Source organism: Variovorax sp. GW821-FHT09D07 (genome assembly GCF_059416345.1).
On sequence record NZ_JBWKOY010000002.1, the window covers coordinates 775,641 to 800,519 of the forward strand.

General features: G+C 69.7%; 23 protein-coding genes and 1 pseudogene. 5 read left to right on the plus strand and 19 right to left on the minus strand.

Annotated elements, in window-relative coordinates; genetic code table 11:
* Positions 1 to 10: 10 nt before the first annotated feature.
* Positions 11 to 1,090 carry a nitrogen regulation protein NR(II) gene (gene glnL, locus AC07OX_RS09870; protein ID WP_062470910.1) on the plus strand — a complete coding sequence of 360 codons (1,080 nt, stop codon included), beginning with the start codon at positions 11 to 13 and terminating at the stop codon, positions 1,088 to 1,090.
* A 26-nt stretch (positions 1,091 to 1,116) separates the two neighbouring features.
* Positions 1,117 to 2,637 carry a nitrogen regulation protein NR(I) gene (gene ntrC, locus AC07OX_RS09875; protein WP_354347834.1) on the plus strand — a complete coding sequence of 507 codons (1,521 nt, stop codon included), beginning with the start codon at positions 1,117 to 1,119 and terminating at the stop codon, positions 2,635 to 2,637.
* 27 nt (positions 2,638 to 2,664) lie between these two features.
* Here the strand turns inward: ntrC and AC07OX_RS09880 are convergent, their stop codons facing one another.
* The 17 genes and pseudogenes from AC07OX_RS09880 to AC07OX_RS09960 all read right to left on the minus strand — a co-directional run bounded on the left by AC07OX_RS09880 (position 2,665) and on the right by AC07OX_RS09960 (position 19,700).
* The gene (locus AC07OX_RS09880; RefSeq protein ID WP_495260480.1) at positions 2,665 to 3,195 is read right to left on the minus strand and encodes a hypothetical protein; all 531 of its coding nucleotides are present in this window, start codon (positions 3,193 to 3,195) and stop codon (positions 2,665 to 2,667) included.
* Positions 3,196 to 3,200: 5 nt separating this feature from the next.
* The gene (xth, locus tag AC07OX_RS09885; RefSeq protein ID WP_492694937.1) at positions 3,201 to 3,986 is read right to left on the minus strand and encodes an exodeoxyribonuclease III; all 786 of its coding nucleotides are present in this window, start codon (positions 3,984 to 3,986) and stop codon (positions 3,201 to 3,203) included.
* 223 nt (positions 3,987 to 4,209) lie between these two features.
* On the minus strand, positions 4,210 to 4,974 hold the full coding sequence (locus AC07OX_RS09890; protein ID WP_495263327.1) for an ATP-binding cassette domain-containing protein: 765 nt from the start codon (positions 4,972 to 4,974) through the stop codon (positions 4,210 to 4,212).
* Positions 4,975 to 5,025: 51 nt separating this feature from the next.
* Positions 5,026 to 5,703: pseudogene (locus tag AC07OX_RS09895) on the minus strand (ABC transporter permease); the annotation flags it as partial.
* Between the two features lie 76 nt (positions 5,704 to 5,779).
* A complete protein-coding gene (locus tag AC07OX_RS09900) occupies positions 5,780 to 6,610 on the minus strand; it encodes an ABC transporter substrate-binding protein (RefSeq protein ID WP_495260888.1) in 831 nt (276 codons plus the stop codon).
* Between the two features lie 48 nt (positions 6,611 to 6,658).
* Complete coding sequence (locus AC07OX_RS09905) at positions 6,659 to 8,578, minus strand: molybdopterin biosynthesis protein (protein ID WP_495260479.1); 1,920 nt, start codon at positions 8,576 to 8,578, stop codon at positions 6,659 to 6,661.
* A complete protein-coding gene (locus AC07OX_RS09910) occupies positions 8,575 to 9,828 on the minus strand; it encodes a molybdopterin molybdotransferase MoeA (RefSeq protein WP_495260478.1) in 1,254 nt (417 codons plus the stop codon). Before AC07OX_RS09910 ends, AC07OX_RS09905 begins: the two co-directional genes overlap by 4 nt.
* A gap of 151 nt (positions 9,829 to 9,979) precedes the next feature.
* On the minus strand, positions 9,980 to 10,369 hold the full coding sequence (locus AC07OX_RS09915; RefSeq protein WP_487850021.1) for a hypothetical protein: 390 nt from the start codon (positions 10,367 to 10,369) through the stop codon (positions 9,980 to 9,982).
* Positions 10,366 to 11,622, minus strand: coding sequence for a formate dehydrogenase subunit gamma (locus AC07OX_RS09920; RefSeq protein ID WP_495260477.1), 1,257 nt, complete (start codon positions 11,620 to 11,622; stop codon positions 10,366 to 10,368). Before AC07OX_RS09920 ends, AC07OX_RS09915 begins: the two co-directional genes overlap by 4 nt.
* A gap of 12 nt (positions 11,623 to 11,634) precedes the next feature.
* Positions 11,635 to 11,886 (minus strand): hypothetical protein, encoded by a 252-nt coding sequence (locus AC07OX_RS09925; protein ID WP_082817975.1) that lies wholly within the window; start codon positions 11,884 to 11,886, stop codon positions 11,635 to 11,637.
* The gene (fdh3B, locus tag AC07OX_RS09930) at positions 11,883 to 12,503 is read right to left on the minus strand and encodes a formate dehydrogenase FDH3 subunit beta (RefSeq protein ID WP_062470938.1); all 621 of its coding nucleotides are present in this window, start codon (positions 12,501 to 12,503) and stop codon (positions 11,883 to 11,885) included. The genes AC07OX_RS09925 and fdh3B overlap by 4 nt, the downstream gene beginning before the upstream one ends.
* A 9-nt stretch (positions 12,504 to 12,512) precedes the next feature.
* The gene (locus AC07OX_RS09935) at positions 12,513 to 15,488 is read right to left on the minus strand and encodes a formate dehydrogenase subunit alpha (RefSeq protein WP_495260476.1); all 2,976 of its coding nucleotides are present in this window, start codon (positions 15,486 to 15,488) and stop codon (positions 12,513 to 12,515) included.
* 9 nt (positions 15,489 to 15,497) lie between these two features.
* Complete coding sequence (locus tag AC07OX_RS09940; RefSeq protein WP_070059792.1) at positions 15,498 to 15,722, minus strand: formate dehydrogenase; 225 nt, start codon at positions 15,720 to 15,722, stop codon at positions 15,498 to 15,500.
* A 119-nt stretch (positions 15,723 to 15,841) separates the two neighbouring features.
* Entirely contained in the window at positions 15,842 to 16,459 is a 618-nt protein-coding gene (locus AC07OX_RS09945) for a TorD/DmsD family molecular chaperone (RefSeq protein WP_495260475.1), read from the minus strand.
* Positions 16,456 to 18,534: a 4Fe-4S dicluster domain-containing protein gene (locus AC07OX_RS09950; RefSeq protein ID WP_495260887.1), complete on the minus strand. Its 2,079-nt coding sequence runs from the start codon at positions 18,532 to 18,534 to the stop codon at positions 16,456 to 16,458. The genes AC07OX_RS09945 and AC07OX_RS09950 overlap by 4 nt, the downstream gene beginning before the upstream one ends.
* The gene (locus AC07OX_RS09955; RefSeq protein WP_495260474.1) at positions 18,494 to 19,117 is read right to left on the minus strand and encodes a DUF3306 domain-containing protein; all 624 of its coding nucleotides are present in this window, start codon (positions 19,115 to 19,117) and stop codon (positions 18,494 to 18,496) included. The genes AC07OX_RS09950 and AC07OX_RS09955 overlap by 41 nt, the downstream gene beginning before the upstream one ends.
* A complete protein-coding gene (locus tag AC07OX_RS09960; protein ID WP_159275132.1) occupies positions 19,110 to 19,700 on the minus strand; it encodes a DUF3305 domain-containing protein in 591 nt (196 codons plus the stop codon). Before AC07OX_RS09960 ends, AC07OX_RS09955 begins: the two co-directional genes overlap by 8 nt.
* 82 nt (positions 19,701 to 19,782) lie before the next feature.
* Between AC07OX_RS09960 and AC07OX_RS09965 the strand changes: the two genes are divergently transcribed.
* A complete protein-coding gene (locus AC07OX_RS09965) occupies positions 19,783 to 20,694 on the plus strand; it encodes a formate dehydrogenase accessory sulfurtransferase FdhD (protein ID WP_495260473.1) in 912 nt (303 codons plus the stop codon).
* Between the two features lie 15 nt (positions 20,695 to 20,709).
* Here AC07OX_RS09965 and AC07OX_RS09970 read toward each other — a convergent pair whose 3' ends face one another.
* Entirely contained in the window at positions 20,710 to 21,732 is a 1,023-nt protein-coding gene (locus AC07OX_RS09970; protein ID WP_495260472.1) for an alpha/beta fold hydrolase, read from the minus strand.
* A 369-nt stretch (positions 21,733 to 22,101) separates the two neighbouring features.
* Positions 22,102 to 22,842, minus strand: coding sequence for a response regulator (locus AC07OX_RS09975; protein ID WP_062470956.1), 741 nt, complete (start codon positions 22,840 to 22,842; stop codon positions 22,102 to 22,104).
* A gap of 193 nt (positions 22,843 to 23,035) precedes the next feature.
* On the opposite strand from AC07OX_RS09975, the gene AC07OX_RS09980 reads away from it, so the two are divergent.
* Complete coding sequence (locus AC07OX_RS09980; protein ID WP_495260471.1) at positions 23,036 to 23,455, plus strand: organic hydroperoxide resistance protein; 420 nt, start codon at positions 23,036 to 23,038, stop codon at positions 23,453 to 23,455.
* 52 nt (positions 23,456 to 23,507) lie between these two features.
* The gene (locus tag AC07OX_RS09985; protein WP_495260470.1) at positions 23,508 to 24,872 is read left to right on the plus strand and encodes an ATP-binding protein; all 1,365 of its coding nucleotides are present in this window, start codon (positions 23,508 to 23,510) and stop codon (positions 24,870 to 24,872) included.
* Positions 24,873 to 24,879 lie beyond the last annotated feature (7 nt).

Below are 24,879 nucleotides of genomic sequence, written 5' to 3' on the forward strand. Positions count from 1 at the left end.
CGCGCAGTCCATGGTGTTCGGCAAGAAGGCGACTGGCGCCAATCCGCGCTTTCGCGCCTTCGACCTCTTGTCCACGCTGATCGCGGTGGTCAACAGCGACGGCTCGGTGCTGTTCGCCAACGCAGGCCTCGAAGACGCGCTGGGTACCTCGCGGCGCACGCTCGAGGGCTCGCAGTTCGGCGCCTGTTTCCATGAGCCGCAGGTGCTGCGCACCGCGCTCGACGGCGCCAGCAGCAACGACTTCGCCACGCTGCGCTACGAGGCCTTTTTGCGGCGCGTGAACCACGAGCTGATGCCCGTGCAGGTCACGCTCGCGCACGGCGACAAGAAGGGCGAGCTCATCATCGAGATGTCGCCGCTGGAGCAGCAGGTGCGCCAGGACCGCGAGGAGCGCCTGATCGACCAGGCGCAGGCCAACAAGGAGCTCATCCGCAACCTCGCGCACGAGATCAAGAACCCGCTGGGCGGCATCCGCGGCGCGGCGCAGCTACTGCAGATGGAGGTCGAGTCGCGCGACCTCATCGAATACACCCAGGTCATCATCCACGAGGCCGACCGGCTGCAGACGCTGGTCGACCGGCTGCTGGCGCCGCACCGCCGGCCGCACGTGGTGGGCGACGTGAACATCCACGAGGTGTGCGAGCGCGTGCGCTCGGTCATCCTGGCAGAGTTTCCGCGCGACCTGCACATCGAGCGCGACTTCGACGTCTCCATTCCCGAGTTCCGCGGCGACCGTGAGCAGCTCATCCAGGCCACCCTCAACATCGCGCACAACGCGGCGCAGGCCCTGGCCGAGCGCCGCGCGGCGGGCGACGCGCAGATCACTTTCAAGACCCGCGTGGCCCGCCAGGTGATCTTCAACAAGCAGTGGTATCGATTGGCACTGGAATTGCATGTCATCGACAATGGACCGGGTGTGCCGGACACGATCAAGGACCGCATCTTCTATCCGCTCGTTTCGGGCAGGGAAGGCGGGACCGGGCTGGGACTGACGCTTGCGCAAACTTTTGTGCAACAGCATCACGGCGTGATCGAGTGCGACAGCGTCCCGGGCCGAACCGATTTCAAGATATTGATTCCGCTGCCCTAGCGCAGCCCCGGCAACAGAGGAGATGCATGAAGCCGATCTGGATAGTTGATGACGACCAATCGATACGCTTCGTGCTCGAGAAGGCACTGCTGCGCGAAGACCTGCCCACGCGCAGCTTCACGAACACACGCGAAGTGCTGGCCGCGCTCGAACAGGCCGAAGGCGACGAGCAGCAGGGCCCGCAGGTCCTGGTGAGCGACATCCGCATGCCGGGCGGCTCGGGGCTCGACCTGCTCGACAAGATCAAGGCCAAGCACCCCGGCCTGCCGGTCATCATCATGACCGCCTTCTCCGACCTGGACAGCGCGGTCTCGGCCTTCCAGGGTGGCGCCTTCGAGTACCTGCCCAAGCCCTTCGACCTGCCGCGCGCCGTGGAACTCATCCGCCGCGCCGTCGACGAAAGCCAGCGCGAGGAAGTTTCTGAAGAGCGCATGGTCGCCGCGCCCGAAATGCTCGGGCAGGCGCCCGCGATGCAGGACGTGTTCCGTGCCATCGGCCGGCTGTCGCAGAGCAATGTCACGGTGCTCATCACCGGCGAATCGGGCTCGGGCAAGGAACTCGTGGCGCGCGCGCTGCACAAGCACTCGCCGCGCGCCAACGGCCCCTTCGTGGCGATCAACACCGCCGCCATTCCCAAGGACCTGCTCGAGAGCGAACTCTTCGGCCACGAGCGCGGCGCCTTCACCGGTGCGCAGACCATGCGCCGCGGCCGTTTCGAGCAGGCCGAGGGCGGCACGCTGTTCCTCGACGAAATCGGCGACATGCCCTTCGACCTGCAGACGCGCCTCTTGCGCGTGCTCAGCGACGGCCACTTCTATCGCGTGGGCGGCCACAACTCGGTCAAGGCCAACGTGCGCGTCATCGCCGCCACGCACCAGGACCTCGAGCAGCGCGTGAAGCTCGGGGGCTTCCGCGAAGACCTGTTCCACCGCCTCAACGTGATCCGCCTGCGCCTGCCCGCGCTGCGCGAACGCGGCGAAGACGTGCCTGCGCTCACGCGCCACTTCCTGCAGCAGAGCGCGCGCCAGCTGGGCGTCGAGCCCAAGCGCATCTCCGACGCGGCGCTGGCCAGGCTCGCGGCCTTCAACTTCCCGGGCAACGTGCGCCAACTCGAGAACATCTGCCACTGGCTCACGGTGATGGCGCCCGCGCAGCTGATCGAGTCGAAAGACCTGCCGCCCGAAGTGATGGCGGGCAGCGGGGCGGACGTGCATGTGGCGGTGGCCGAGGTGGCGGCGCCCGTGCAGGCTGCAGCGCCGTTGGCCGTCGAGCGCGACGCGTCCGCGCCGGTGGTCGCGGCTCCCGAGGCGGTGCCAGGCGCACCCGCCGGCCCCAGCGCCTGGGAAAGCGGCCTCGAAGCCGAGGCTCAGGCGCTGCTGGCCGCAGGCCGCACCGACGTGTGGGACGTGCTCACGCGCCGCTTCGAATCGCGGCTCATCCTCACCGCCCTGGCCAACACGCGCGGCCGGCGCATCGAGGCGGCCCAGAAGCTGGGCATCGGGCGCAACACCATCACCCGGAAAATCCAGGAACTCGGTATCGAATGAAAAGGCCCTCCCAGGGCCTTTTTTTTATTACCGGCTGCGCTGGCCGAGCGTGAGGGAATCGAGCTGGAAATTACCGCTCTTGTCCCAGAGCCAGGTGTCGACGTACGTGTGGCCGCCCAGCTTGCCGGGGCTCGGCAAGGGCGAGGTCGCCTTGACCAGCTCCGCGATCATCGGCGGCACCTCGGGCGCATGGCTGGGCACGCGGCTGAAAGTGACGTTGGTGACCTTGCCGTTCGCATCGATCTCCGTCTCGACCACCACCACGGCGTACACCAGCGGCGGGATCTTGCCCTTGTAGATGCGGCTGGCATACGCCTTGTAGATGTGGCGCGCGCCGGTCTTGCGGTAGGTGCGGATGGCGGGCGTCTGCGCGGTGATGAGCCGCACGGTCGGCACGTCGCGGCTGCCTTCGGTGGTGGTTGCGCCGCCGGGCGATGTGCTGCCCGTGCCGCTTTCCGATCCACCGCCCGGCTTGAGCACCGAGCAGGCGGCCAGTGCGAGCGCCGCGGCGGCGATCGCGGCGGAACGGGCAAGGCGTGCGGCGATCGGCGTCGTCATGGCCGTCAGGCGCCCGCGCCGAGTTCGAGCACCACCGGGGCGTGGTCGCTCGGCTTTTCCCACTTGCGCGGCACGCGGTCGATGACGCAGCCTTTCACCAGCGGCCGCAGCGGCTCGCTCACGAGGATGTGGTCGATGCGCAGGCCGCGGTTCTTCTGGTAGCCCAGCATGCGGTAGTCCCACCACGAGAAGCTTTTTTCGGGTTGCTCGAACATGCGGAAGCTGTCGGTCAGGCCCAGGCCGAGCAGTGCCTTGAAGTGGTCGCGCTCTTCGGTCGTGTGGTGGATCGTTTCCTTCAGGCCCACGGGGTCGAAGCTGTCGCGGTCTTCGGGCGTGACGTTGAAGTCGCCCAGCAGCACGAGGTTCGGGTGCGCCGCGAGTTCACGCGCGATGTAGTCGTGCAGCGCGTCGAGCCACTTCATCTTGTAGGCGAATTTCTCGCTGCCCGGTTCCTGGCCGTTCACGAAGTAGCCGTTCACCACGCGCAGCGGGCCCGAGGGCGTCTCGATGGTGGCGGCGATCACGCGCGACTGCTCGTCGGCGAAGTTCTCGATGTTCTTCACCACGTCGCGCATCGGCGCCAGGCTGAGGATGGCGACGCCGTTGTAGGTCTTCTGCCCGAACACCGCCGCTTCGTAGCCGGCCGACTTCAGCACCTCGAGCGGAAACTTGTCGTCGGTCATCTTGAGCTCCTGCAGGCACAGCACATCGACCGGGTTGGCGATGAGCCAGTCGAGCACATGCTGCAGGCGCGCGGTGAGGGAGTTGACGTTCCAGGTGGCTATTTTCATGAGGGCTCTGCGTATTCGGTTATGGGGGGGCGGCCGTGCGTTCGCAGCCGGTCGGTGAGGTCTCTGTGCAGGCGAAAGAAGTGGCCGCGCCCAGACCCGGAAGGAAGGCGTGTCGGCAGCGAGACCGCGACAGTGGTTTCCATCGCGGTATTTTGCCTCGCTGGATCGGGATGCCGTGTAAGCGAAGGCGAGGGGCGCGGAACCGCCGACCCGCCCGCCGGCGCTAGGGCTGAAGGTACCAGCCCAGCTCGCCCTGCAGGAACTGGGCGGCCTCGGGCGGCAGGTCGTCCGAGTCGAAGAAGCTCGCCACGGGCCGCTCGACCACGATGTGCCCGGCGTGCAGGTACGCCACGCGCGTGGCCAGGCGCTTGGCCTGCCCGAGGTTGTGCGTGCTCATCACGATCGTCACGCCGCTGTGGGCGACCTCTTCGATGAGGGCCTCGATCTCGTTCTTGGCGCCGGGGTCCAGGCTGGCCGTGGGCTCGTCCAGGAACAGGATGTCGGGCTGCAGTGCCCAGGCGCGCGCCAGGCCCAGGCGCTGCTGCTGGCCGCCCGACAGCGAACGCGCCGAGCGCTCGGCATGTTCGAGCAGGCCCACGCGCGCCAGCGCCAGGCCGCAGCGCTCGCTGCGCTCGGCGGCCGGCACGCCCGCCAGCCACAGGCCCACCCACACATTGCGCCACACCGAGAGGCTCAGCAAAAAGGGACGCTGGAACAGCATGGCCGCGCGCGGCAGGCGGCCTTCGGGCCGCAGCGGCAGGCGATCGCAGCGCCCTTCGCAGGGCAGCAGGCCGTGCAGCAGCCGCAGCAGCGTGGTCTTGCCCGAACCGTTGGCGCCCACGAGCACGAGCCGGTCGCCCCGGTGCAGGGTCAGCGAGGCCTCGTCCAGCGCGATCAGCGCACCGAAGCGCACCGTGGCGAGCTCGAGCCGGATCAGCGGCACCGTGCCGGCCACGGCCGGCGTGTGCGGGGCGAGCGTGCGGCGCACCGCGCGCGGCTTCGCCGGCGGGGCAGTGCTCAGCGGACGCGTGGCCAGCCATTGCAGCAACCCGATGGCGCCGTTGACCGCGCCGACCACCGCCAGCAGCACAATGCCCAGCGCCAGGGCCAGCGCGAGGTCGCCCTTGCTGGTCTCCAGCGCGATGGTGGTGGTCATCACGCGCGTCACGCCGGCGATGTTGCCGCCGACGATCATCACGGCCCCCACCTCGGCGATGGCCCGCGCGAAGGCCGTGAGCAGCACGGTGGCCACGCCCATCCGGTCGTGCACCAGCATCAGCAGGGCGGTGGCGAGCGGCCCGGCGCCCAGCGAGCGCAGCTGGTCGCCGCCGTCGGCCAGCGCCGCCATCACGAGCCGGCGCGACAGCGCGGCGATCAGCGGCGTGACGAGCACGCTCTGCGCCACCACCATCGCCGACGGCGTGAAAAGAATGCCCAGTTCGCCCAGCGGCCCCGAGCGCGAGAGCAGCAGGTACACCAGCAGGCCCACCACCACGGCGGGCAGGGCGAGCAGCGTGTTCACCAGCCACACGGCCAGCGCATGCCCCGGGAACCGCGCCACCGCGAGCCATGCGCCCAGCAGCAGGCCGAACAGCGCGCCGATCAGGCAGGCCGTGGCGCTCACCTGCAGCGAGAGCGCCGTGATGCGCACGAGTTCGGGGTCGGCGCCGGTGATGAGGCGCCAGGCCAGCGCCCAGCCTTCGGTCACGGTGTTCATCGGGAGACGGCTTTCATCGCCAGCGCGAGGCCGTGCGCATTGCGCAACCTGGCCCCGTCATCGACCGGCGCGCCGTTCACTGGCCCGCGTTCGGGAAGAAGAGCTGTTCGCCGCCGATCTTGTAGGCGGCGATGGCGGCCTGCCCGTCGCGCGACACGACCCAGTCGGAGAAGCCTTGCGCCAGGTCCTTCTTCACGTGCGGGTGTCTGGCCGGGTTCACGACGATCACGCCGTACTGGTTGAACAGCTGCTTGTCGCCCTCGACCACGATGCCCAGGTCGGCGCGGTTCTTGAAGTTGAGCCAGGTGCCGCGGTCGGACAGCACGTAGGCGTTGGTCGACGCCGCGATGTTGAGCGCCTGGCCCATGCCGCAGCCACATTCCTTGTAGCCGGCCGGCTTGGCAGCGGCCAGGTCGATGCCGGCGAGTTTCCACTGGCGCAGTTCGGCCGCATGCGTGCCGCTCTTGTCGCCGCGCGAGACGAAGGCGCCGCCCGTGGTGCCCAGCCGCTTGAGCGCCGCCGCGATGTCGTTGCCGCGCACGCCGGCCGGGTCGGACTTGGGCCCGATCAGCACGAAGTCGTTGTACATGACCGCGCGGCGCGGCAGGCCGAAGCCTTCGGCGACGAACTTCTCTTCGGCGGGCTGGTCGTGCACGAACAGCGCGTCGGCGTCGCCGCGGCGCGCCATGTCCAGCGCCTGGCCCGTGCCCACCGCCACCACGCGCACCTCGGTGCCCGATGCCTTGGTGAACTGCGGCAGCAGGTGCTTGAACAGGCCCGACTGTTCCGTCGAGGTGGTCGATGCCAGCACGATGAACTTGTCCTGTGCGTGCGCCATCGGCGCGAGCAGCGCACCAGCAAGTGCACCGGCGAGGGCGAGAAGGGTGAAGCGTCTGCGCGAAGCCATCGTCATCGTGTCAGTCCTCGAGAGTGAAAGAAAGAAGCGGTCCTGCCATCAGGCTGCGGCGTCGACGCGAAAGCCCAGCCGGCCCAGCGCCTCGCGCGCCGCGGCCGATTGCAGCAGCGCAATGAAGGCCTGCACCGGCGCGCGCGCAAGCCGTGCCTGGGGCACCACGAAGTCGTAGCGTTCCTCCTGCACGGGAATGAAGCCCAGCCCGTACTGCCGCGCGACCGTGTCGATGGCCAGGCCCCAGTCGGCGCGCTGCTGCGCCACGGCCACCGCCACCGCGTTGTGCGACTTGGTCTGCACGCCGTAGCCGGGCGGTTGCGCGCCGCCGAGCAGGCGGTCGATGAGGATGCGCGTGCCGCTGCCGGCGTTGCGGTTGACCATGGTGCAGCCGGGCTGCGCGGTCGCGGCGGCAATGGCCGCGGCGGCGTCCAGGCCCTCGAAGCGCGCGTCGCCGGGGCGATGGACCACGCCCTGCATGCGGCCGTAGCCCGTCACCAGTTCGAGACCCGGCGTGAGCAGCGGCCGGTTGTAGACGCCCGTCGCCGGGTCCATCAGGTGGATGCCGGCCACGTCGCATTCGCCGCGCTTGGCGGCCATCAGCCCGCCGGTGCTGCCCACGTTCATGGCCTTGATGCGGATGCCCTGGCGCATCAGCTCGCCGGCCAGCCAATCCAGGCCCACGCAATGGCTGCCGATGAAGATCAGGTCGGCGGCGTCCAGCCCCTGGCCCAGCAGCTGCACCTGCACGGGGGCGCCAGCATCGACGATTTCGGTGTGCTGGCCGATGGTGATGAAGCCGTCGGCGCTGCTGAAGGTGGTGACCGAGCCCGAGCCCTTGCCCATCGGGTAGGCGGCCACGCCGTCGTCGGTGGGCACCAGGCCCACCAGCAGGTACTCGGTGCGGCCGCGCTCGGAGTTCACGCGCATCGGCAGCGTGGCCGCCACGTGTGCATGCCGCTGCGGCGGCCGGCCCGCGAAGGCGCGGATCACGGGCGCCAGGAACTCATGGAAGGTGAAGACCGCCGAGGTCGGAAAGCCCGGCAGGATCACGACCGGCTTGCCGCCCGTGACCGCCAGGCACACCGGCTTGCCGGGCTTGAGCGCCACGCCGTGCGCCACCACGCCCGGGTCGCCGAGGGCGGCCACCACGCGGTACGACAGGTCGCCCTCGCCCTTGGACGTGCCGCCCGAGAAGACCACGGCGTCGCATGCGAGGCCCCGCGCGAGCGCGGCCGACAGCAGGGCCTCGTCGTCGGGGATCACGCCCAGGCGCACGGGCTCGCCGCCCAGTTCCTCGACCGCGGCGCCGATGATGGCGGCGTTGGAGTCGTACACCGCGCCCGTGGGCAGCGGCGCACCGGGCGCGACGATCTCGTTGCCGGTGGAGAAGATGGCCACGCGCGGCTTGCGCCACACGCCGACCTCGGCCAGGCCCAGCGCCGCGAGCACGCCGATCTCGCGCGAGCTCAGCACCTGGCCGGCGCGCAGCACGGTCTCGCCGCGCGCGATGTCGGTGCCGGCGTAGCTGACGTTCTCGCCGGCCGTGGCGGCGCGGCGCACCTGCACGTTGCCGCCGTCGAGGTCGGTGTGTTCCACCATCACCACCGCGTCGGCGCCGCGCGGCAGCATGCCGCCGGTGGCGATCGCCGTGGCGTGGCCGGGCGTCACTTCGCGCTGCGGCACGATGCCGGGTGCCAGCGTTTCGCCCACGAGGGCCAGCGCGCGGACCTGTTCTTCCATCGCGCCCCAGGTGTCGGCGGCCTGCACGGCAAAGCCGTCGACGTTGGAGCGGTCGAAGCCGGGCACGTCGATGGCGGCGACCGCGTCGTCGGCAAGCACCCGGCCCAGCGCCGCGTGCAGGGGAACGGTCTCGCGGCCCAGCGGCGCGAGGCTCAGGTGTTCGCGGAAGCGGCGCTCGGCCTCGTCCCGCGTGACGACATCGAGAAATTGCGATTGGGCTTTCACAGGCACTCGTACAGATGAACAGTGACGTCGGTCCCGGGCCCGAAGCCTTCGCTTTCGGCGGGGGCGATCACGAAGCCGTCGGCGCGCGTGGTCGAGCTCAGCACCGAGGCGCCCGAGAGCGCGAGCGGCTCCACGCCGTCGGCGCCGATCTTCACGCGCACGTAGTCGACGCGCCCCACCTGCGAGACGATCTTGCGCGCCACGGTGGCGCGCGTGCGCGGGTAGGGCCAGTCGGCGGGCCGGCCGCCGAGCAGTCGGATCGCACGCCCGGCAAAGAAGTCGTAGGCGCACAGGCAGGAGACCGGGTTGCCCGGCAGCAGGAACACCAGCGTGTCGCCGATGCGTCCCATGCCGGCCGGGCTGGAGGGCCGCATCGCGATGCCGTGGATCGCCAGTTCGCCGAGTTCGGCCAGCAGGCGCGGCGCGTGGTCCTCGGCGCCCACGCTGGAGCCGCCGGAGATGAGCACCACGTCGGCGCCGGTCGCGGCCAGTGCCTGCGCGATGATTTGCGGGTCGTCGCCCAGGCGTTGGTGCGACTCGAGCAGGCCACCGTCGCGCGCCACGAGGCCGCGCAAGGTCACGGAGTTGGCGTCGTAGATCTCGCTCGGGCCCTTGGGCGTGCCGGGTGCGCGCACCTCGTTGCCGGTGACGAGCAGCCGCACGCGCGGGCGGCGCACCACCTGCAACTGCGCCAGGCCGAGCGAAGCCGCCAGCCCCGCGTCCTGCGGGCGCAGGCGGCGGCCCGCGGCCAGCGCGGTGCTGCCGCGCGCGATGTCCTCGCCGACGTGGCCCACGTGCTGGCCCGGCGCGACGGCGCGCGTGATGGCCAGGCGCCCGTCCTGCTCGCTCGCGTATTCGGCGGGCACCACGGCATCGAGCCCGCGCGGCACCGGGGCGCCGGTCATGATGCGGATGGCGGCGCCCGCGGGCACCTCGCTTTCGAAGGGGCGGCCGGGCCAGGCGTGGCCGGCGATCGGAAACTCGAGCGGGTTGTATTCGCCGGCGCCCGTGGTCTCGCCGCCGCGCAGCGCATAGCCGTCCATGGCCGCGCGGTCGAACTCGGGCACCGCGATGGGCGCGATCACCTCCTGCAGCAGCACCCGCCCCGTGGCCTCGTCGACAGCCACGGATTCACCGGGCAGCAAGGGCGTGTGGGCGTCGATCCAGGCGAGGGCGGTGGGCACCTCGGCGCGCTGCGTGAAGCCGCGCATACGCACATCGGTCGAGGCGGTTCGTTCGGGTGTGGGCATCGGGGCCAGTATAGAAGTTGGAGGTCGCTGGCGTAGTCGGGCATGGCACCCGACAGCCATGCACAAGGCGGCCGTGCCGGACCTTGCCGGCGGGCCATTTGCGGTCGCTTTTTCTTCAGCCGCGTCCGCGCACGCGCGGTGCGTCGCCGGCTTACTTCTTGGGTGCGGGATTCGTCTGTGCCGAGGTCTGGTTCGAACTCGGCGGCGACGCGGCCGTGGGGGCCGGGGAGTGGGCGCCCGATGCCTCGATGGGCTTGGTTTCAACCTTGGGGGCGGCGGCGTAAGGCCCCGGGTCCACGCAGGGCGGCGTGGCCACCGCGGCCGGTGCCGGCTTGCCGGCGGCCTGCGCGCTGGCGCGGTACTTGGCGGCGACCTGGTCCTGTGACTTGCACAGCAGGTAGCCGTCGGTCTTGGCGCTCCACGCGGTGCGGGCCGCGGTCTCAGCGGCCTTGGCCTGCGCTTCCGGCGTGGGCGGGGGGAGTTTGGCGACAGCGGAGGTCGCAGCGAGTGCGCACAGAAGAAGGGTCAGCGTGTGCTTCATGCGGAGGTTCCTTGCTGCGCCGTCGCCGGCCGTGCGGGCTCGGGTGCGCCAGAGGGTTGCGAGCGCTGCGCGGGGATCTTGCCGGCCTGGATGTCGTCGTACCAGAGCTTGTGGTGCTCGCGCGCCCAGGCCTCGTCGACATAGCCTTCGCGCATCGCCTTGTAGGCGCCGTCCATGCCCAGCGTGCCGATGTAGATGTGGCCCATGATCATCGCCATCATGAGCAGCGTGGCCACCGCATGCACCATGTGCGCGACCTGCATCTCGCCGCGCGTGTAGACGAAGCCGGGCAGCAGCTTGTCCAGGAACAGGCCCGAGGCGATGACGATGCTGCCCAGGAACAGCACGCCGCCCCAGAACACCGCCTTCTCGCCGGCGTTGAAGCGGTGCGACGCGGGCTCCTTGCCGCCGAACAGGCCGCCGCCGTGCCGCAGCCAGGTGAAGTCGTCCTTGCTCGGCCAGTTGCTGCGGATGAAGGTGAAGATCATGAACAGCGTGGTCACCACGAACAGCGGCCCCACGAAGTTGTGCACCGTCTTGAGCACGTAGGCGAGCCAGCCGAACAGCGTGCTGCCCAGCACCGGCAGCAGGAAGAACTTGCCGAAGGCCATCACGATGCCCGAGATCGCGAGCGTGACGAAGGCCAGCGCGTTCGACCAGTGCGTGGCGCGCTCGAAGGGCGTGAAGCGCTCGATCTTGCGGCCGGTTTCGGTGCCGTGCAGGCGGATCGGCCCGCGCGTGAAATAGAAGATGGCCAGCGCCAGCAGCGTCACGAAGAGCAGCGCCGCGCCGTACGGAATGATCCAGTCGTTGCGCACCTGCCGCCAGGCCTCGCCCGCGTTGGTGAAGCGCGAGCCCGGGTATTGCACGAAGCGCTGGATCAGGTTGCCGGCCTCGGGCGCCTGGCTCACCGGCAGGCTGCTGTAGCCGGTGACGCCGCCGCTCACCTGGCGCCACATCGGCGCGTTGTTGCCGGGCTGCACCTTGTTGCGCTCGCCGTTGGTCTGGTTGAGGTAGTTGGGGTCGGCGCTGGCCTCGGGCTTGACGTCGAAGATGTTCTGGCTGCGGATGCCGCCCTCGGCCTTCGGTGCTGCAGCCGCGGCTGCGGCAGGCGAAGCGGGCGCGGGCGCCGCGGTCACGGCGCCGCTCGCGGCCGGGGTGGCCTCCTGGGCCGGCGTCACCGCCGCCCAGCCCAGGAGCGCGGTCGCCAGCAGCGCGTGGAACGCGTGCCTGGTGCGAATGGTGACGCTCATGCGGCCTCCGGTTCAGTTTTCTCGGGTGTACTCGTTCTGGCCGTTGGAGCGCGTCTTGATCTGCTGCTCCCATGCCGTCTTGTCGCCCACCTTCCAGCCGGGCGCGGTGAAGGCGGTGCCGGTGTTGGCCTGCGTGCCCGTGCCGCTCCAGGGCACCGCGTCGTGCTTGACGCCTTCGGCGTTCGTCTGCGGCTTCTCGCTGCAGGCCGCCAGCAGCATCGCGCCCGAGGCGAGCGCGACGAGCATCACGACCGCGCGCTTCACTTGGTGCCTCCGGTGGGCGGCGTGCCAGCCTGTTGCGAGCCGTAGGCCGTGCCCCAGCCCCAGACCTCGGCGCCCGTGCCGCGGTGCACGACGCGGGTGCGGAAGATGTCGGCCACCACGTCGCCGTCGCCGGCCAGCAGGGCCTTGGTCGAGCACATCTCGGCGCAGGCCGGCAGCTTGCCTTCGGCCAGGCGGTTGCGGCCGTACTTCTCGAACTCGGCTTCGGAACCGTTGGCTTCGGGGCCGCCGGCGCAGAAGGTGCACTTGTCCATCTTGCCGCGCGCGCCGAAGGTGCCTTGCGACGGGAACTGCGGCGCGCCGAAGGGGCAGGCGTACGAGCAGTAGCCGCAGCCGATGCACACGTCCTTGTCGTGCAGCACCACGCCTTCGTCGGTGCGGTAGAAGCACTGCACGGGGCACACCGCCATGCAGGGCGCGTCGGAGCAGTGCATGCAGGCCACCGAGATCGACTTCTCGCCCGGCAGGCCGTCATTGAGCGTGACCACGCGGCGGCGGTTCACGCCCCAGGGCACCTCGTTCTCGTTCTTGCAGGCCGTGACGCAGCCGTTGCATTCGATGCAGCGCTCGGAATCGCAGACGAACTTCATTCTTGCCATGGTGATTCCTTATGCTTTCTCGATGTTGCAGACCGTGGTCTTGGTCTCTTGCATCATGGTGACGCTGTCATAGCCGTAGGTGGTGGCCGTGTTGATGGCCTCGCCGCGCACGATGGGCGCCGCGCCCTTCGGGTAATAGGCGAGCAGGTCTTCGCCCTGCCAGCGGCCCGAGAAGTGGAAGGGCATGAACACCGTGTCGGGCCCCACGCGCTCGGTCACGAGGGCCTGCACGTTGAGCTTGGCGCCCGTGGGCGTGTGCACCCAGGCGCGCTCGCCGTTGCGGATGTTCTTCTCGGCCGCCACCTTCGGGTTGATCTCGATGAACATCTCCTGCTGCAGCTCGGCCAGCCAGGGGTTGGAGCGGGTTTCCTCGCCGCCGCCCTCGTACTCCACGAGCCGGCCCGAGGTCATGATGTAGGGGAACTTCTCGGCGATCTTGTCGGCGATGTTCTTCTGCTGCACCGTCTTGTAGAGCGTGGGCATGCGCCAGAAGGCCATCTTGTCGTCGTGCGTCGGGTACTTGGCGACCAGGTCGGGGCGCGTGCCGTAGATCGGCTCGCGGTGCTGCGGGATCGCATCGGGGAAGTTCCACACCACCGCGCGCGCCTTGGCGTTGCCGAAGGGGTGGCAGCCGTGGTTCTTCATGAACACGCGGATCATGCCGCCCGAGCTGTCGGTCTTCCAGTTCTTGCCTTCGGCCTTGGGCTTCTCGGCCTCCGTGAGTTCGTCCCACCAGCCGAGCTTCTTGAGCAGCAGGTGGTCGAGCTCGGGGTAGCCGGTGGTGATGTCGGCGCCCAGCGAGTGGGAGCCGTCCTCGGCCAGCAGGTTCTTGCCGTTGCGCTCCACGCCGAAGTTCGCGCGGAAGTTGCCGCCGCCGTCCATCACGTGCTTGGACGGGTCGTACAGGTTCGGTGAGCCGGGGTGCTTGAGCTCGGGCGTGCCGTAGCAGGGCCAGGGCAGGCCGAAGTAGTCGCCCGAGATGTCGTAGCCGTTGACCTTGTCCTTGACCGCCCCCTTGGCCCGCAGCGTGCGCACGTCGAAGGCGGCCATGTTGCGCATGTGCGCCTGCAGCCGCTCGGGGCTCTGGCCCGAGTAGCCGACGGCCCAGCAGCACTTGTTGATCTCGCGCAGGATGTCGTCGGGCACGGGCTCGTCCATGCCCTTGACCTTCTGCATCTTGTAGTTCTTGCTGAGCTCCTTGCCGAAGCCCAGGCGGTCGGCGAACTGCTGCATGATCATGTGGTCGGTGCGGCTTTCCCACAGCGGCTCGATGACCTTCTCGCGCCACTGGATCGAACGGTTCGACGCCGTCACCGAGCCGCTGGTCTCGAACTGCGTGCACGCGGGCAGCAGGTACACCGCGCGGTTCGCGTTGGCGTCCTCGGGCCGGCCCGGCATCGCGGCCATGGCGGCCGTGGCCGAGGGGTACGGGTCGACCACGACCAGCAGGTCGAGCTTGTCCATGGCCCGCTTCATCTCCAGGCCGCGCGTCTGCGAGTTGGGCGCATGGCCCCAGTAGAAGACGCCGCGCAGGTTCGAGTCCTGGTCGATGAGCTCGTTCTTCTCGAGCACGCCGTCGATCCAGCGCGACACCGTGATACCGGGCTTGCTCATCATCGCGGGCGAGGCGAAGCGGCCCTTGATCCATTCGAAGTCCACGCCCCAGGTGGCGGCGAAGTGCTTCCACGAGCCTTCGACCAGGCCGTAGTAGCCTGGCAGCGAATCGGGGTTGGGGCCGACGTCGGTCGCGCCCTGCACGTTGTCGTGGCCGCGGAAGATGTTGGTGCCGCCGCCCGAGGTGCCCACGTTGCCCAGCGCCAGCTGCAGGATGCACGAGGCCCGCACGATGGCGTTGCCGATGCTGTGCTGCGTCTGGCCCATGCACCACACCACGGTGCCGGGGCGGTGCTCGTGCAGCATGGTCGCGACCTTCAGCACCTGCGCCTCGCTCACGCCGCAGGCCTCCTCGACCTTGTCCGGCGTCCACTTGCTCATCACTTCCGCGCGCACTTCTTCCATGCCGTAGACGCGGTCGTTGAGGTAGCGCTTGTCTTCCCAGCCGTTCTTGAAGATGTGGTGCAGGATGCCGAACAGGAACGCGATGTCCGAGCCCGAGCGGATGCGCACGTACTCGTGGGCCTTGGCTGCCGTGCGCGTGAAGCGCGGGTCGACCACGATCATCTTGCAGCCGTTTTCCTTGGCATGCAGCATGTGCAGCATGCTCACGGGGTGCGCCTCGGCCGCGTTCGAGCCGATGTACATCGCGATCTTCGCGTTGCGCATGTCGTTGTACGAATTGGTCATGGCGCCGTAGCCCCATGTGTTCGCCACGCCCGCGACCGTGGTCGAGTGGCAGATGCGCGCCTGGTGGTCGCAGTTGTTGCTGCCGAAGAAGCTCACGAACTTGCGCAGCAGGTAGGCCTGCTCGTTGCTGTGCTTGCTCGAGCCGATCCAGTAGATCGCGTCGGGGCCGCTGGCCTTGGTGAGTTCCTTCAGCTTGGCGGTGATCTCGTCGAGCGCGGTGTCCCAGCTGATGCGCTCGTACTTGCCGTTCACGAGCTTCATCGGGTAGCGCAGGCGGTACTCGCCGTGACCGTGCTCGCGCAGCGCCGCACCCTTGGCGCAGTGGGCGCCCAGGTTGATGGGCGAGTCGAACACCGGCTCCTGGCGCACCCACACGCCGTTCTCGACCACTGCGTCGGACGCGCAGCCGACCGAGCAGTGCGAGCACACGGTGCGCTTCACTTCGATCTTGCCGGCGCCGATGGCCGTGGGCCGGCCGTCGGCGGCCTTGGCCTTCTGGATCAGCGTGAGCTGGCTGGCCGCCAGGCCCACGCCGACACCGAGGCCGGAGCGCCGCAGGAAGGCGCGCCGGTCCATGGTCGGCAAGGCGTTCGCGAGACCGCGCCGCAAACTGTGAACGAAGGGCGATGCGTCGGAGGTCCGCGGGCTCGCGGTGCCTGGGGATTTTCTGGTCAGAAGCACGGGGTCTCCTCAGGCTGACGTGGTGGCGTAGTAACGCTTGACGTGTTCGCTCAGGGAATAGCCGCCGCCGTTTTCGGGCGGGGGCGGCAAAGAGGGTGCGACGGCGGCGACGGGTGTCTCGGCCATGTTTGGCAGCGACGTGACGGCCACCGCGGCGGCGCCGGCGGTAGCGGCACCGATGAAGAATCCGCGGCGGGAGGCCGGCTTGATGCCGGTGTTTTGGCTGTCCTGCATATTGACTCCAGGAGTGGCTGGGCGCGACGAGAGAGGGGAAACCCGGTCGGCCTTGTGGATACTAGACCAGCAACAAGGTGTGAGCAACCTGAATACCCCTCGCATTCGTTCACACCTTCTCAGTCCAGCATGTCGAAGGCCTGCGCCTCGACGTCGCCGAAAGCGCGCGTGAAGGCGGCGAGCGCCGCGTAGAACCGTGCCTGCGGATGCTGCAACACAGCATCGCACAAGGCGGGCAGCCACGGCTGGACGTGTCTGGAGAACATCGCCTGCTGCTGCGTGAGGTTGGCCACCGCCACGTCCTCGCCGGCGATCAGGTAGCGCATGACCTCGAACAGGCAGGCGATGTGGTCCTCGGTTTCGTAGGTGGTCTCGGTGCGCGCCAGGCCCAGCTTGTCGAGGTCGTGGCGCAGCTGCACGAGCGGCTTGTCGTTGAGAAAGCCGCTCAGGTAGTGCGAACCGAACAGGAAGACCTCGGGCTTGCCGATGCCGCCGAAGAGCGCGTCGTATTCCTCGTGCGCGGCGGCCGCGTCGGTGTCGCGCGCGATGCCGACCAGCTGGCGCCACGGTTCTTCCAGGAAAGCGCCCGCGGCCGGCGCCTCGGTGGGCGCGACCTGGAAGGCTTCCAGCAGCTCGGCATCGGGCGCGGCGTACCACAGGCGCGCGAGCAGGCCGTAGAGCTCGGCCCGGGCCACCTCCTCGTCGAGCGCGGACGTGGCGGGAAAGGTCTGGCTCATAGCGGGGCGATCTTCACTTCGTTGGTGGCGCTGTACAGGTCGATGACGCGGCAGTCGCTGCACATCTTGAGGCGCTCCAGCGCTTCGCCCTGGAACATGGCATGCCCGGCCAGCTTGCCGAGCATGGCCTCGATGGCTTTTTGCGTGCCGAAGGGCTTGCTGCAGCGGATGCAGGCCCAGGGCTTGGCCTCGTTCAGCAGCACCTGCTGCTTGCGCTCGGGCGCGGCCAGCAGGCGCGGCACGAGCGAGACGGCGTCCTCGGGGCAGGTGGTTTCGCACAGGCCGCATTGCACGCAGTTCTTCTCGATGAAGCGCAGCTGCGGCGCGCTCTGGCTGTCCAGCAGCGCGCCCGACGGGCAGGCGCTGACGCAGGCCAGGCACAGCGTGCACTTGTCCTTGTCGACCGCGACGGCGCCCAGCGGCGATCCGGCCGGCAGCGCGAAGGCCAGCGGGGCCTCGGCCGGGGCCAGCAGGGCCGGGGCCGCTCCCATCAGGTGGTCCAGCGCCATCTCGAGCCGGTCGCGCTTGTCGGCGCCGACGGCGAAGCGCGCCGCCGTGGCCGGCACGCGCTGCGTGGTCGTGCGCAGGCCGGCCAGCGCGGCGTCCAGCGCGGCGGGCGAATCGGCCTCGATCACGTGGAAGTGCGTGCCGGTGTAGCCCAGGCCCAGCAGCAGCGCCTGCGCGACGTCCCTCTGTTGCTTGAGCGCCGCGAGGTACTGCGGCGCCTCTTCGCCGGTGCACAGCACCGCGACCTGCGAGGCGCCGAAGGCGACGGCGCTCAGCCACAGGTCGATGCCGGTGCTGGCCGCATGAAAGAGGTCGACCGGTATCACGCGCGCCGGCACGCCCTGTGCCTTGCCCAGTTGCGCCTGCCGGCCGAGCTGTTCGAGCAGCGCCTGGCCGCCTTCCTGGCTGTGCAGCAGCAGCGCGGCATCGCGCCCGCCCGCCGCGGCATAGGTGGAGAGCAGCTTGCGCAGCTTCAGGCCCTGGTCGGGCGCGCGCGGGTAGGTGTAGCCCAGCGCGCCCGTCGGGCACACCGTGGTGCAGGCGCCGCAGCCGACGCACAGGTTCGGGTTGACCACGATGCGCTGGCGCTGCGGATCGCTGCTCACGGCATGGGCCGAGCACACCTCGACGCAGGCGTTGCAGCCGACCACCTCGTTGCGGCTGTGCGCGCACAGCTTCTGCTTGTAGTCGAAGAACTTGGGCTTCTCGAATTCGCCCACCAGCTCGCGCAGGCGCAGCAGCGTCTGCAGGCCCTCGGCCTGCGCGACGCCGCCGGGCAGGTGGAAGTAGCCCTGCGGCGGCGCGTGCCAGTCGATCTGCGGCGCGACGCCGAGGTCGAGCACGAGGTCGAAGGCCGCGTCGAACGCCTGCGGCTCGCGGCTGAAATTGATGGCACCGGCCACGCTGCAGGCGCGCTCGCAGTCGCGGTGCGAGGTGCAGCGCGCGTTGTCGATCTGGTAGTCCAGCCCGATGGCCTGCTCGGGGCAGGCGACCACGCAGGCGTTGCAGCGGGTGCACAGGTCGAGGTCGATCGCGTTGTCGCGCGTCCAGCGCAGCGTGAAGGCGCCGAGCCAGCCGGTGAGCGAATCGATGCGCCCGGCGATCACCGGCCAGCGGCGCGCCTGGGCGCCACCGTCTGCACCGGGGCCCTGCGCGAGCAGGGTGACGTCGAGCGTGTCGCCGACCAGCGCCGCGGCGCGCTCGGCCGCGTCGAGCGCGCCGATGATCAGCAGCCGGCCCTGGCTGGTGTAGCTCACGGTCGAGACGGGGTCGGGCTCGGGCAGGCTGGCGGCGGCCAGCAGCGCGGCGATCTTCGGCATCGCGCTTTTCGCGTCGCGGCTCCAGCCGCCCGTCTCGCGGATGTTGATGAAGCGGATCGGCGAGGTGGCGTTGGGCGTCTGCGTGGCGAGTTCGCCGAACAGCCGTTTTTCCTGGGTGCAGGCGACCACGACGTCGTCGCCGGACTGGATGGCGCGCTGGAAGGAGGTCGCCTCGCGGCGGCACAGCGACGAATGCAGCGGGAGGGTTTCAGCCAGTGCCGCGCCGAGCGTCTTCGGCTCGAGCGGCATCGTCTGGTTGCAGTCGCAAATCAGCGTGGTGGTCATCGGTTTCTTGGCTGGCGGGTTGCATCGCGGCAACCGGCGGGCTGGGAAGCGTTTCGGAACCCTGGGACTGTGCCACGTCCGCCGTCTCGGCGTCGTCGGGGGTTTCCGGGGGAATGTCTTCGGGGGCTTCGTCGAAGAGCTTGAGGAACTTGGCACTGGCCATCTGGCGCAGCACGCTCTCGGGCACCGGGGTGGACTGGGAGTAGTCGTCGACGTAGGTGTCCAGGCCGTCCATCACGTTGAAATGCGGATCGGCAAAGAGCTTGCGGAAGGCCGCGTTCTTGACCTCGGGCGCGACCTCCTTCGTGAGGAAGGGCTTGAAGTCGGACCCGATGTCCAGTGCATCCACGTCCGCGAGCGTCAGCGGCGGCGCGGTGTCCTGCTCGCCGTCGGCGACGGGGGGCTCGGCGAGCGCGGCGGGGGCTGGCACCGGCACCGGCGCCGCAACGGGTTCCACGGCCGGCAGGGTCTTTTCTTCCACGGCGGCCTCGGCCGCGCGCACCTCCTGCTTGCGGCGCGACCAGCGTCCCAGGAAACCCTCAGACATCGCCCGCGCCCCGTCCGCGTTTCTTCTCGGTCGTCACGCTCGCGGCGTTGCCGAAGCGGTCGACCAGCGAGCGGAAGCTTTCGGGCCGGCGGCGGCGCTTGGGCTCGACCACGTAGTGCTCGTCGACGAAGGCGCGCACCCAGTCGACCACCTCCGCGGGCGCCGGCACCTGCTCCACGGTTTCCTGCGCATCGAGCCAGCGGCCGGCCTCGTAGTAGCTGAGCGTGACCACGACCGGGCGCGGAATGGGTTCCGTGGAAAGCGTCGGTTCCTCGTCCATGCGCCACAGCACGAACCAGCACGGGGTCGGCGTGATTGCGTTGAGGTGGTAGCCCTCGGCCTCGTCGCGGTACAGCTCGACCTGGAAGCCGGGGTGCAGCCAGTGCTGCTCGCCGTCGTCGTCGCGCAGGAGGCGCGGCTCGGTGCCGAAGCCGGGCTCGTCGGGCAGCACGCTGTCGAGCGTCCAGCGCCAAGGCTGCCAGTGGCTCGAGGGGCCGTGCAGGCGCTCGCGGCGCATGACCACCGCTACGTCGAGCGTCGGGCGGCCCGTGGGCGCGGTCGCGGGAGTGTCCGAAGAAGGCATGAACGAACCATAGCCGATGGCGCGCCCGTTCGCGAGCAGTACCCCTTCGAGCTCCGCTCGCAGCGGTGGCGTAGGATTCCGCATGGCCCCACGTGAAGACGACGCAGAAGACGACACACCGCTGGCTTTCGATGCGGTCCCGCTGCCCCGGCGCGCGGGTGCGCCGCGCCTGAACCCGGCGCGCGGCCCGCTGCTGCGCCGCATCGAGATCGTCGACCAGCACGGCGAGCGCCGCGACATCGACATCCCGGCGGAGCGGCCGTTGACCGTCTTCGTCGACAAGCGCGAACTCGTGACGCTGATGACCCTGGGCGCCGCGCCCGAGCTGCTGGTGCTGGGCTACCTGCTCAACCAGGATCTCGTGCGGCGCGCCGACGAGGTCGAGAGCATCGACGTCGACTGGAGCGTGGAGGCGGCCGCCGTGAAGACCCACCGCGGCATCGCGAACCTCGCCGAAAAAACCGCGCACCGGGTCGTGACCACGGGCTGCGGACAAGGCACCGTCTTCGGCGACGCCATGGCGCAGATCGGCGCCGTGCGGCTGCCGGCGGCGCAATCGGCGCGCATCGCGCAGGGCACGCTGGCGCGCATCCTCGAACAGATGAAATCGCGCAACAGCGTGCACCGGCATGCCGGGTCGGTGCACGGGTGCGCGCTGTTTTGCGGCACCGAGATGCTGGTGTTCGCGGAAGACGTCGGACGGCACAACGCCATCGACACCATCGCTGGCTGGATGGCGGTGCATGGCGTCGACGGCGGCGACAAGGTCTTCTACACCACGGGTCGCCTGACGAGCGAGATGGTGATGAAGTCGGCCCACATGGGCGTGCCGATCGTCGTCTCGCGCAACGGCGTCACCGCGATGGGGCACGAGCTGGCCACCCAGCTCGGCATGACCTTGTTCGGCCGCGCGGCCAACCGCCACTTCCTGTGCTACTGCGGGTTCGAGCGCTTCGACGCCGAGCCGCTGGCGCAGGCGCTCACCGCCGACTGAGCAGGCCTGCGCGGCTTACCCGCGCGCCACGTCGATCACCGCCTTCGCGAACGCCTCGGGCGCTTCCTGCGGCAGGTTATGGCCGATGCCGCCGCTGACCAGCCGGTGCTCGTAGCGCCCCGAGAACTTCTTCGCATACGCACTGGGCTCCGGGTGCGGCGCGCCGTTGGCGTCGCCTTCGAGCGTGATGGTCGGCACGCCGATCACCGGCGCCTGGGCGAGCCGGTTCTCCAGCGCCTGGTACTTCGCCTCGCCCTCGGCCAGGCCGAGGCGCCAGCGGTAGTTGTGCACCGTGATCGCCACGTGGTCGGGGTTCTCGAAGGCGACGGCGCTGCGCTCGAAGGTGGCGGCATCGAAGTTCCACTTCGGCGAGGCGAGCTGCCAGATGAGTCTGGCGAAGTCGTGGCGGTTCTTCTCGTAGCCCGCGCGGCCGCGCTCGGTCGCGAAGTAGTACTGGTACCACCACTGCAGCTCGGCCTGCGGCGGCAGCGGCGCCTTGCCGGCCTCCTGGCTGCCGATGAGGTAGCCGCTGACCGACACCAGCGCCTTCACGCGCTCGGGCCACAGCGCGGCCATGATGCACGCGGTGCGCGCGCCCCAGTCGCAGCCGGCCACGGTGGCGACGGGGATCTTCAGCGCATCCATCAGCGCAATGATGTCGACGGCCACCGCCGACTGCTGCCCGTTGCGCGGCGTGTCGGCCGACAGGAAGCGGGTGGTGCCGTAGCCGCGCAGGTACGGCACGATCACGCGAAAGCCCGCGGCGGCCAGCTGCGGCGCGACGTCGACGAACATGTGGATGTCGTAGGGCCAGCCGTGCAGAAGAATCACCGGCGCGCCGTCGGCCGGGCCGGCCTCGTAATACCCGATGCGCAGGCTGCCGGCGTCGATGTTCTTGAGGGGTTCGAGGCGCCGGGTGCTGCCCGTGGCGGCGGATTGGGCAAACGCGGGAACGATCGACGTCAGCTGCGTGGCGGCGAGGCCGAGTGCGGCCTTGCCGAGGAACGCGCGGCGTGGCAGCGAGGGGGAGGCGGTCATGGAAATCTCCTGGGATGCGAAGGGGTGACGGCGCGATTGTTCGGTGAGGAACCCACCTGCTGATCGGCTTGTGTATGCCTCTGTATCCGCGCCGGTTCCGGCCACACTAAATTTCAAACGCAGGCGCGCGAAGGCACTTCGACGAAACGTGGTGTGTCGATGTCGGGCCGGGATACACAGGCATACGCAATGCCCGTTGCGCGGTGAGAAGGCGGCCAACAATCCGCCCGTCATCCACTCATCGCCCGAAGGAAATCCCCATGACGCGTCCTCGCGGATTCAAGAAGCTCTGGTTCGCGCTGCTGTTTTTCGCAGGCGGGCTGGCGCACGAGGTGCGCCACCCGACCCAGTGCCAGAGCGTGGCGTCGGTCAGTCTCTCGCTTCGACCGCCGAAGCGAGCACGTAGCCTTCGCTGCGCACGGTCTTGATGTAGCGCGGCTCGCGCGCATCGTCGCGCAGGCGCTGGCGCAGCCGGCTCACGAGCAGGTCGATGGAGCGCTCGAAAAGCTCGGCCTCGCGCCCCTGCGTCAGGCTCAGCAGCTGGTCGCGGCTGAGCACCTTCTGCGGGTGGTCCAGGAACACGCGCAGCAGCCGGTACTCGGCGCCGCTCAGCGCCACCATCACGCCGGCGTCGTCGATCAGGTGGCGCGCCACCGTGTCGACCTGCCACTCGCCGAACCCCAGCTTCTGCGAGGGCTCGACGGTGCCCATGTTGGGCGGCAGCATGCGCGTGCGCCGCATCACGGCGCGGATGCGCGCCAGCAGCTCGCGCGCGGAAAAGGGCTTGGCCAGGTAGTCGTCGGCGCCCATCTCCAGGCCCAGGATGCGGTCGGCTTCCTCGCTGCGCGCGGTCAGCATGAGGATGGGCGTGGCCTTGTACTTGCCGGTGCGCAGGTCGCGGCACAGCGTGAGCCCGTCCTCGCCGGGCAGCATCAGGTCCAGGATGATCAGGTCGAAGGGCCCCGACGCCTCGAGCGCGGCGCGCATGTGGCGCCCCGTGGGCACCGCGACCACGCGCAAGCCGTTCTTCACCAGGTAGGTGGTGAGCAGTTCGCGGATGTCCCGGTCGTCGTCGACGATGAGGATGTGGTCGGAGGTCTTGGGCGTCATGGCAGGGGAGGCATTGGCGGCACGGCGCCGCAGCCGCAATGTAGCGTTCCGGCGGCGCGCCGGGGGTGGCCGTGGAAACGTAGTGTGTGGATGTGCGGGCCAGATACACAGGCATACAGAAGGCGATCCGGCAGGGGGCGGGCGGCCCAACAATCCGTGCGTTTTCCAACCACCCTGCAACCAAGGAGCCCTCATGACCCGCATCGATAAAGTCCTCTACACCGGCAAGACCCGCACCTCCTCGGGAGGCCGCGACGGCGAGGCGCGCAGCTCCGATGGCCGCCTGGACATCAAGCTCTCGTCGCCCGGCAGCGCCGGCACCGGCACCAACCCCGAGCAGCTGTTCGCGGCCGGCTGGTCGGCCTGCTTCATCGGCGCGATGGGCAAGGCGACCGGCAAGATGAAGGTCGCGCTGCCGCCCGACCTGGCCGTCGATGCCGAGGTCGACCTGGGCACCGCGGGCGGCGAATACTTCCTGCAGGCGCGCCTGAACGTGAGCCTGCCGGGCCTGGACCGCGAGGTGGCGCAGGCCCTCACCGAGGCCGCGCACCAGACCTGCCCCTATTCCAAGGCGACCCGAGGCAATATCGACGTTGCCATCCACCTGGTGTGAGCCCGCTGCGCCGATGACGCATCGCCACGCCGCCTGACCGAAGAAGCTGTCCATGTCCAGTTCCGCGAATCCCGTTGCGAATCCGACCGGTACCGCGCCGCGCTGGCGCCGGCTGCTGCCCGGCTCGCTGTTCTCCCGCGTGACGCTGATCATCGTGGTGGGCCTGGCGATCGCGCAGCTGCTCACCTTCGCGGCGATCCGCTACGAGCGGAACATGGCGCTTCGCGAGCTGATGATGATCGGCATCGAGCGTGATATCGCGAGCTCGGTCGCCATCCTCGACCGGCTCCCCGCGGCGGAGCGCGCCGGCTGGCTCGACCGGCTGGAACGGCGCAACTACCGCTTCGTGCTGGGCGGCAGTGCGCAGGGTGGCGCGCCGGGCTCGGAGGCTTCGCAGCAGTTTGCCGCGGCCATCGTCGATGCGATGCGCCCGTTCCCGGTCGTCAAGGTCGGCGAGGTGGCCTGGCCGCCCGAGGGCCTGCAGATCGAGGTGCGGCTGGGCGACGGCTCGTCGGTGGTCGTGCACGCCATGCGCGTGGGCATGCCGGTGTCGGGCTGGGTGATGTGGCTGCTGGCGGGCCAGTTGCTGGTGCTGGCCGTGTGCGCCTGGGTCGCGGTGCGGCTGGTAACGCGGCCGCTCGCGCAGCTGTCCGCGGCGGCCGACCAGCTCGGGCCTGATTTGAAGGGCCGCACGCTGGTGGAAGAGGGGCCGACCGAAGTGGCGCATGCGGCGCGCGCCTTCAACGCCATGCAGCATCGCATCGCGGGCTACATGGCGGAGCGCGTCGAAATCCTGGCGGCCATCTCGCACGACCTGCAGACGCCCATCACGCGGATGCGCCTGCGCACCGACCTGATGGACGACACGCACGACCGCGAGAAATTCCGCCAGGACCTGGACGCCATGAACGCGCTGGTGCGCGAAGGCGTGACCTATGCGCGCACGCTGCACGGCGCCACCGAGCCGCCGCTGCGCATCGACGCCGACGCGCTGTTCGAGAGCATGGTGGCCGACTACGAAGACGTGGGCCAGCAGGTGCGGCTCGACGGCCGGGCCGGCGCGCCGATCGTGAGCCGCCCGAACGCGCTGCGCCGCATCCTGATGAACCTGATCGACAACGCGCTCAAGTTCGGCTCCGACGTGACGCTGCGCGTGCAGGCCGATGGCGAGGGCGGCCGCCTCGTGGTGAGCGTGCTCGACAACGGCCCGGGCATTCCCCCCGACGAGCTCGATGCGGTGCTCAAGCCCTTCTACCGCGTCGAAAGCTCGCGCAACCGCAGCACCGGCGGCACCGGCTTGGGCCTGGCCATCGCGCACCAGCTGGCCATGGCGATGGGCGCCGAGCTCACGCTGCACAACCGCCCCGAAGGCGGGCTCGAGGCGCGGCTGGCGTTGGCCACCGCGCCCGCTCGCTGAACCCGAC

What these genes read in the sequence shown, in the direction of transcription:
- glnL (WP_062470910.1), top strand. Translation starts at nt 11, where the DNA reads ATGGTGTTCGGCAAGAAGGCGACTGGCGCCAATCCGCGCTTTCGCGCC.
- ntrC (WP_354347834.1), top strand. Translation starts at nt 1,117, where the DNA reads ATGAAGCCGATCTGGATAGTTGATGACGACCAATCGATACGCTTCGTG.
- AC07OX_RS09880 (WP_495260480.1), bottom strand. Translation starts at nt 3,195, where the DNA reads ATGACGACGCCGATCGCCGCACGCCTTGCCCGTTCCGCCGCGATCGCC.
- xth (WP_492694937.1), bottom strand. Translation starts at nt 3,986, where the DNA reads ATGAAAATAGCCACCTGGAACGTCAACTCCCTCACCGCGCGCCTGCAG.
- AC07OX_RS09900 (WP_495260888.1), bottom strand. Translation starts at nt 6,610, where the DNA reads ATGGCTTCGCGCAGACGCTTCACCCTTCTCGCCCTCGCCGGTGCACTT.
- AC07OX_RS09910 (WP_495260478.1), bottom strand. Translation starts at nt 9,828, where the DNA reads ATGCCCACACCCGAACGAACCGCCTCGACCGATGTGCGTATGCGCGGC.
- AC07OX_RS09915 (WP_487850021.1), bottom strand. Translation starts at nt 10,369, where the DNA reads ATGAAGCACACGCTGACCCTTCTTCTGTGCGCACTCGCTGCGACCTCC.
- AC07OX_RS09920 (WP_495260477.1), bottom strand. Translation starts at nt 11,622, where the DNA reads ATGAGCGTCACCATTCGCACCAGGCACGCGTTCCACGCGCTGCTGGCG.
- fdh3B (WP_062470938.1), bottom strand. Translation starts at nt 12,503, where the DNA reads ATGGCAAGAATGAAGTTCGTCTGCGATTCCGAGCGCTGCATCGAATGC.
- AC07OX_RS09940 (WP_070059792.1), bottom strand. Translation starts at nt 15,722, where the DNA reads ATGCAGGACAGCCAAAACACCGGCATCAAGCCGGCCTCCCGCCGCGGA.
- AC07OX_RS09945 (WP_495260475.1), bottom strand. Translation starts at nt 16,459, where the DNA reads ATGAGCCAGACCTTTCCCGCCACGTCCGCGCTCGACGAGGAGGTGGCC.
- AC07OX_RS09950 (WP_495260887.1), bottom strand. Translation starts at nt 18,534, where the DNA reads ATGCCGCTCGAGCCGAAGACGCTCGGCGCGGCACTGGCTGAAACCCTC.
- AC07OX_RS09955 (WP_495260474.1), bottom strand. Translation starts at nt 19,117, where the DNA reads ATGTCTGAGGGTTTCCTGGGACGCTGGTCGCGCCGCAAGCAGGAGGTG.
- AC07OX_RS09960 (WP_159275132.1), bottom strand. Translation starts at nt 19,700, where the DNA reads ATGCCTTCTTCGGACACTCCCGCGACCGCGCCCACGGGCCGCCCGACG.
- AC07OX_RS09965 (WP_495260473.1), top strand. Translation starts at nt 19,783, where the DNA reads ATGGCCCCACGTGAAGACGACGCAGAAGACGACACACCGCTGGCTTTC.
- AC07OX_RS09970 (WP_495260472.1), bottom strand. Translation starts at nt 21,732, where the DNA reads ATGACCGCCTCCCCCTCGCTGCCACGCCGCGCGTTCCTCGGCAAGGCC.
- AC07OX_RS09975 (WP_062470956.1), bottom strand. Translation starts at nt 22,842, where the DNA reads ATGACGCCCAAGACCTCCGACCACATCCTCATCGTCGACGACGACCGG.
- AC07OX_RS09980 (WP_495260471.1), top strand. Translation starts at nt 23,036, where the DNA reads ATGACCCGCATCGATAAAGTCCTCTACACCGGCAAGACCCGCACCTCC.
- AC07OX_RS09985 (WP_495260470.1), top strand. Translation starts at nt 23,508, where the DNA reads ATGTCCAGTTCCGCGAATCCCGTTGCGAATCCGACCGGTACCGCGCCG.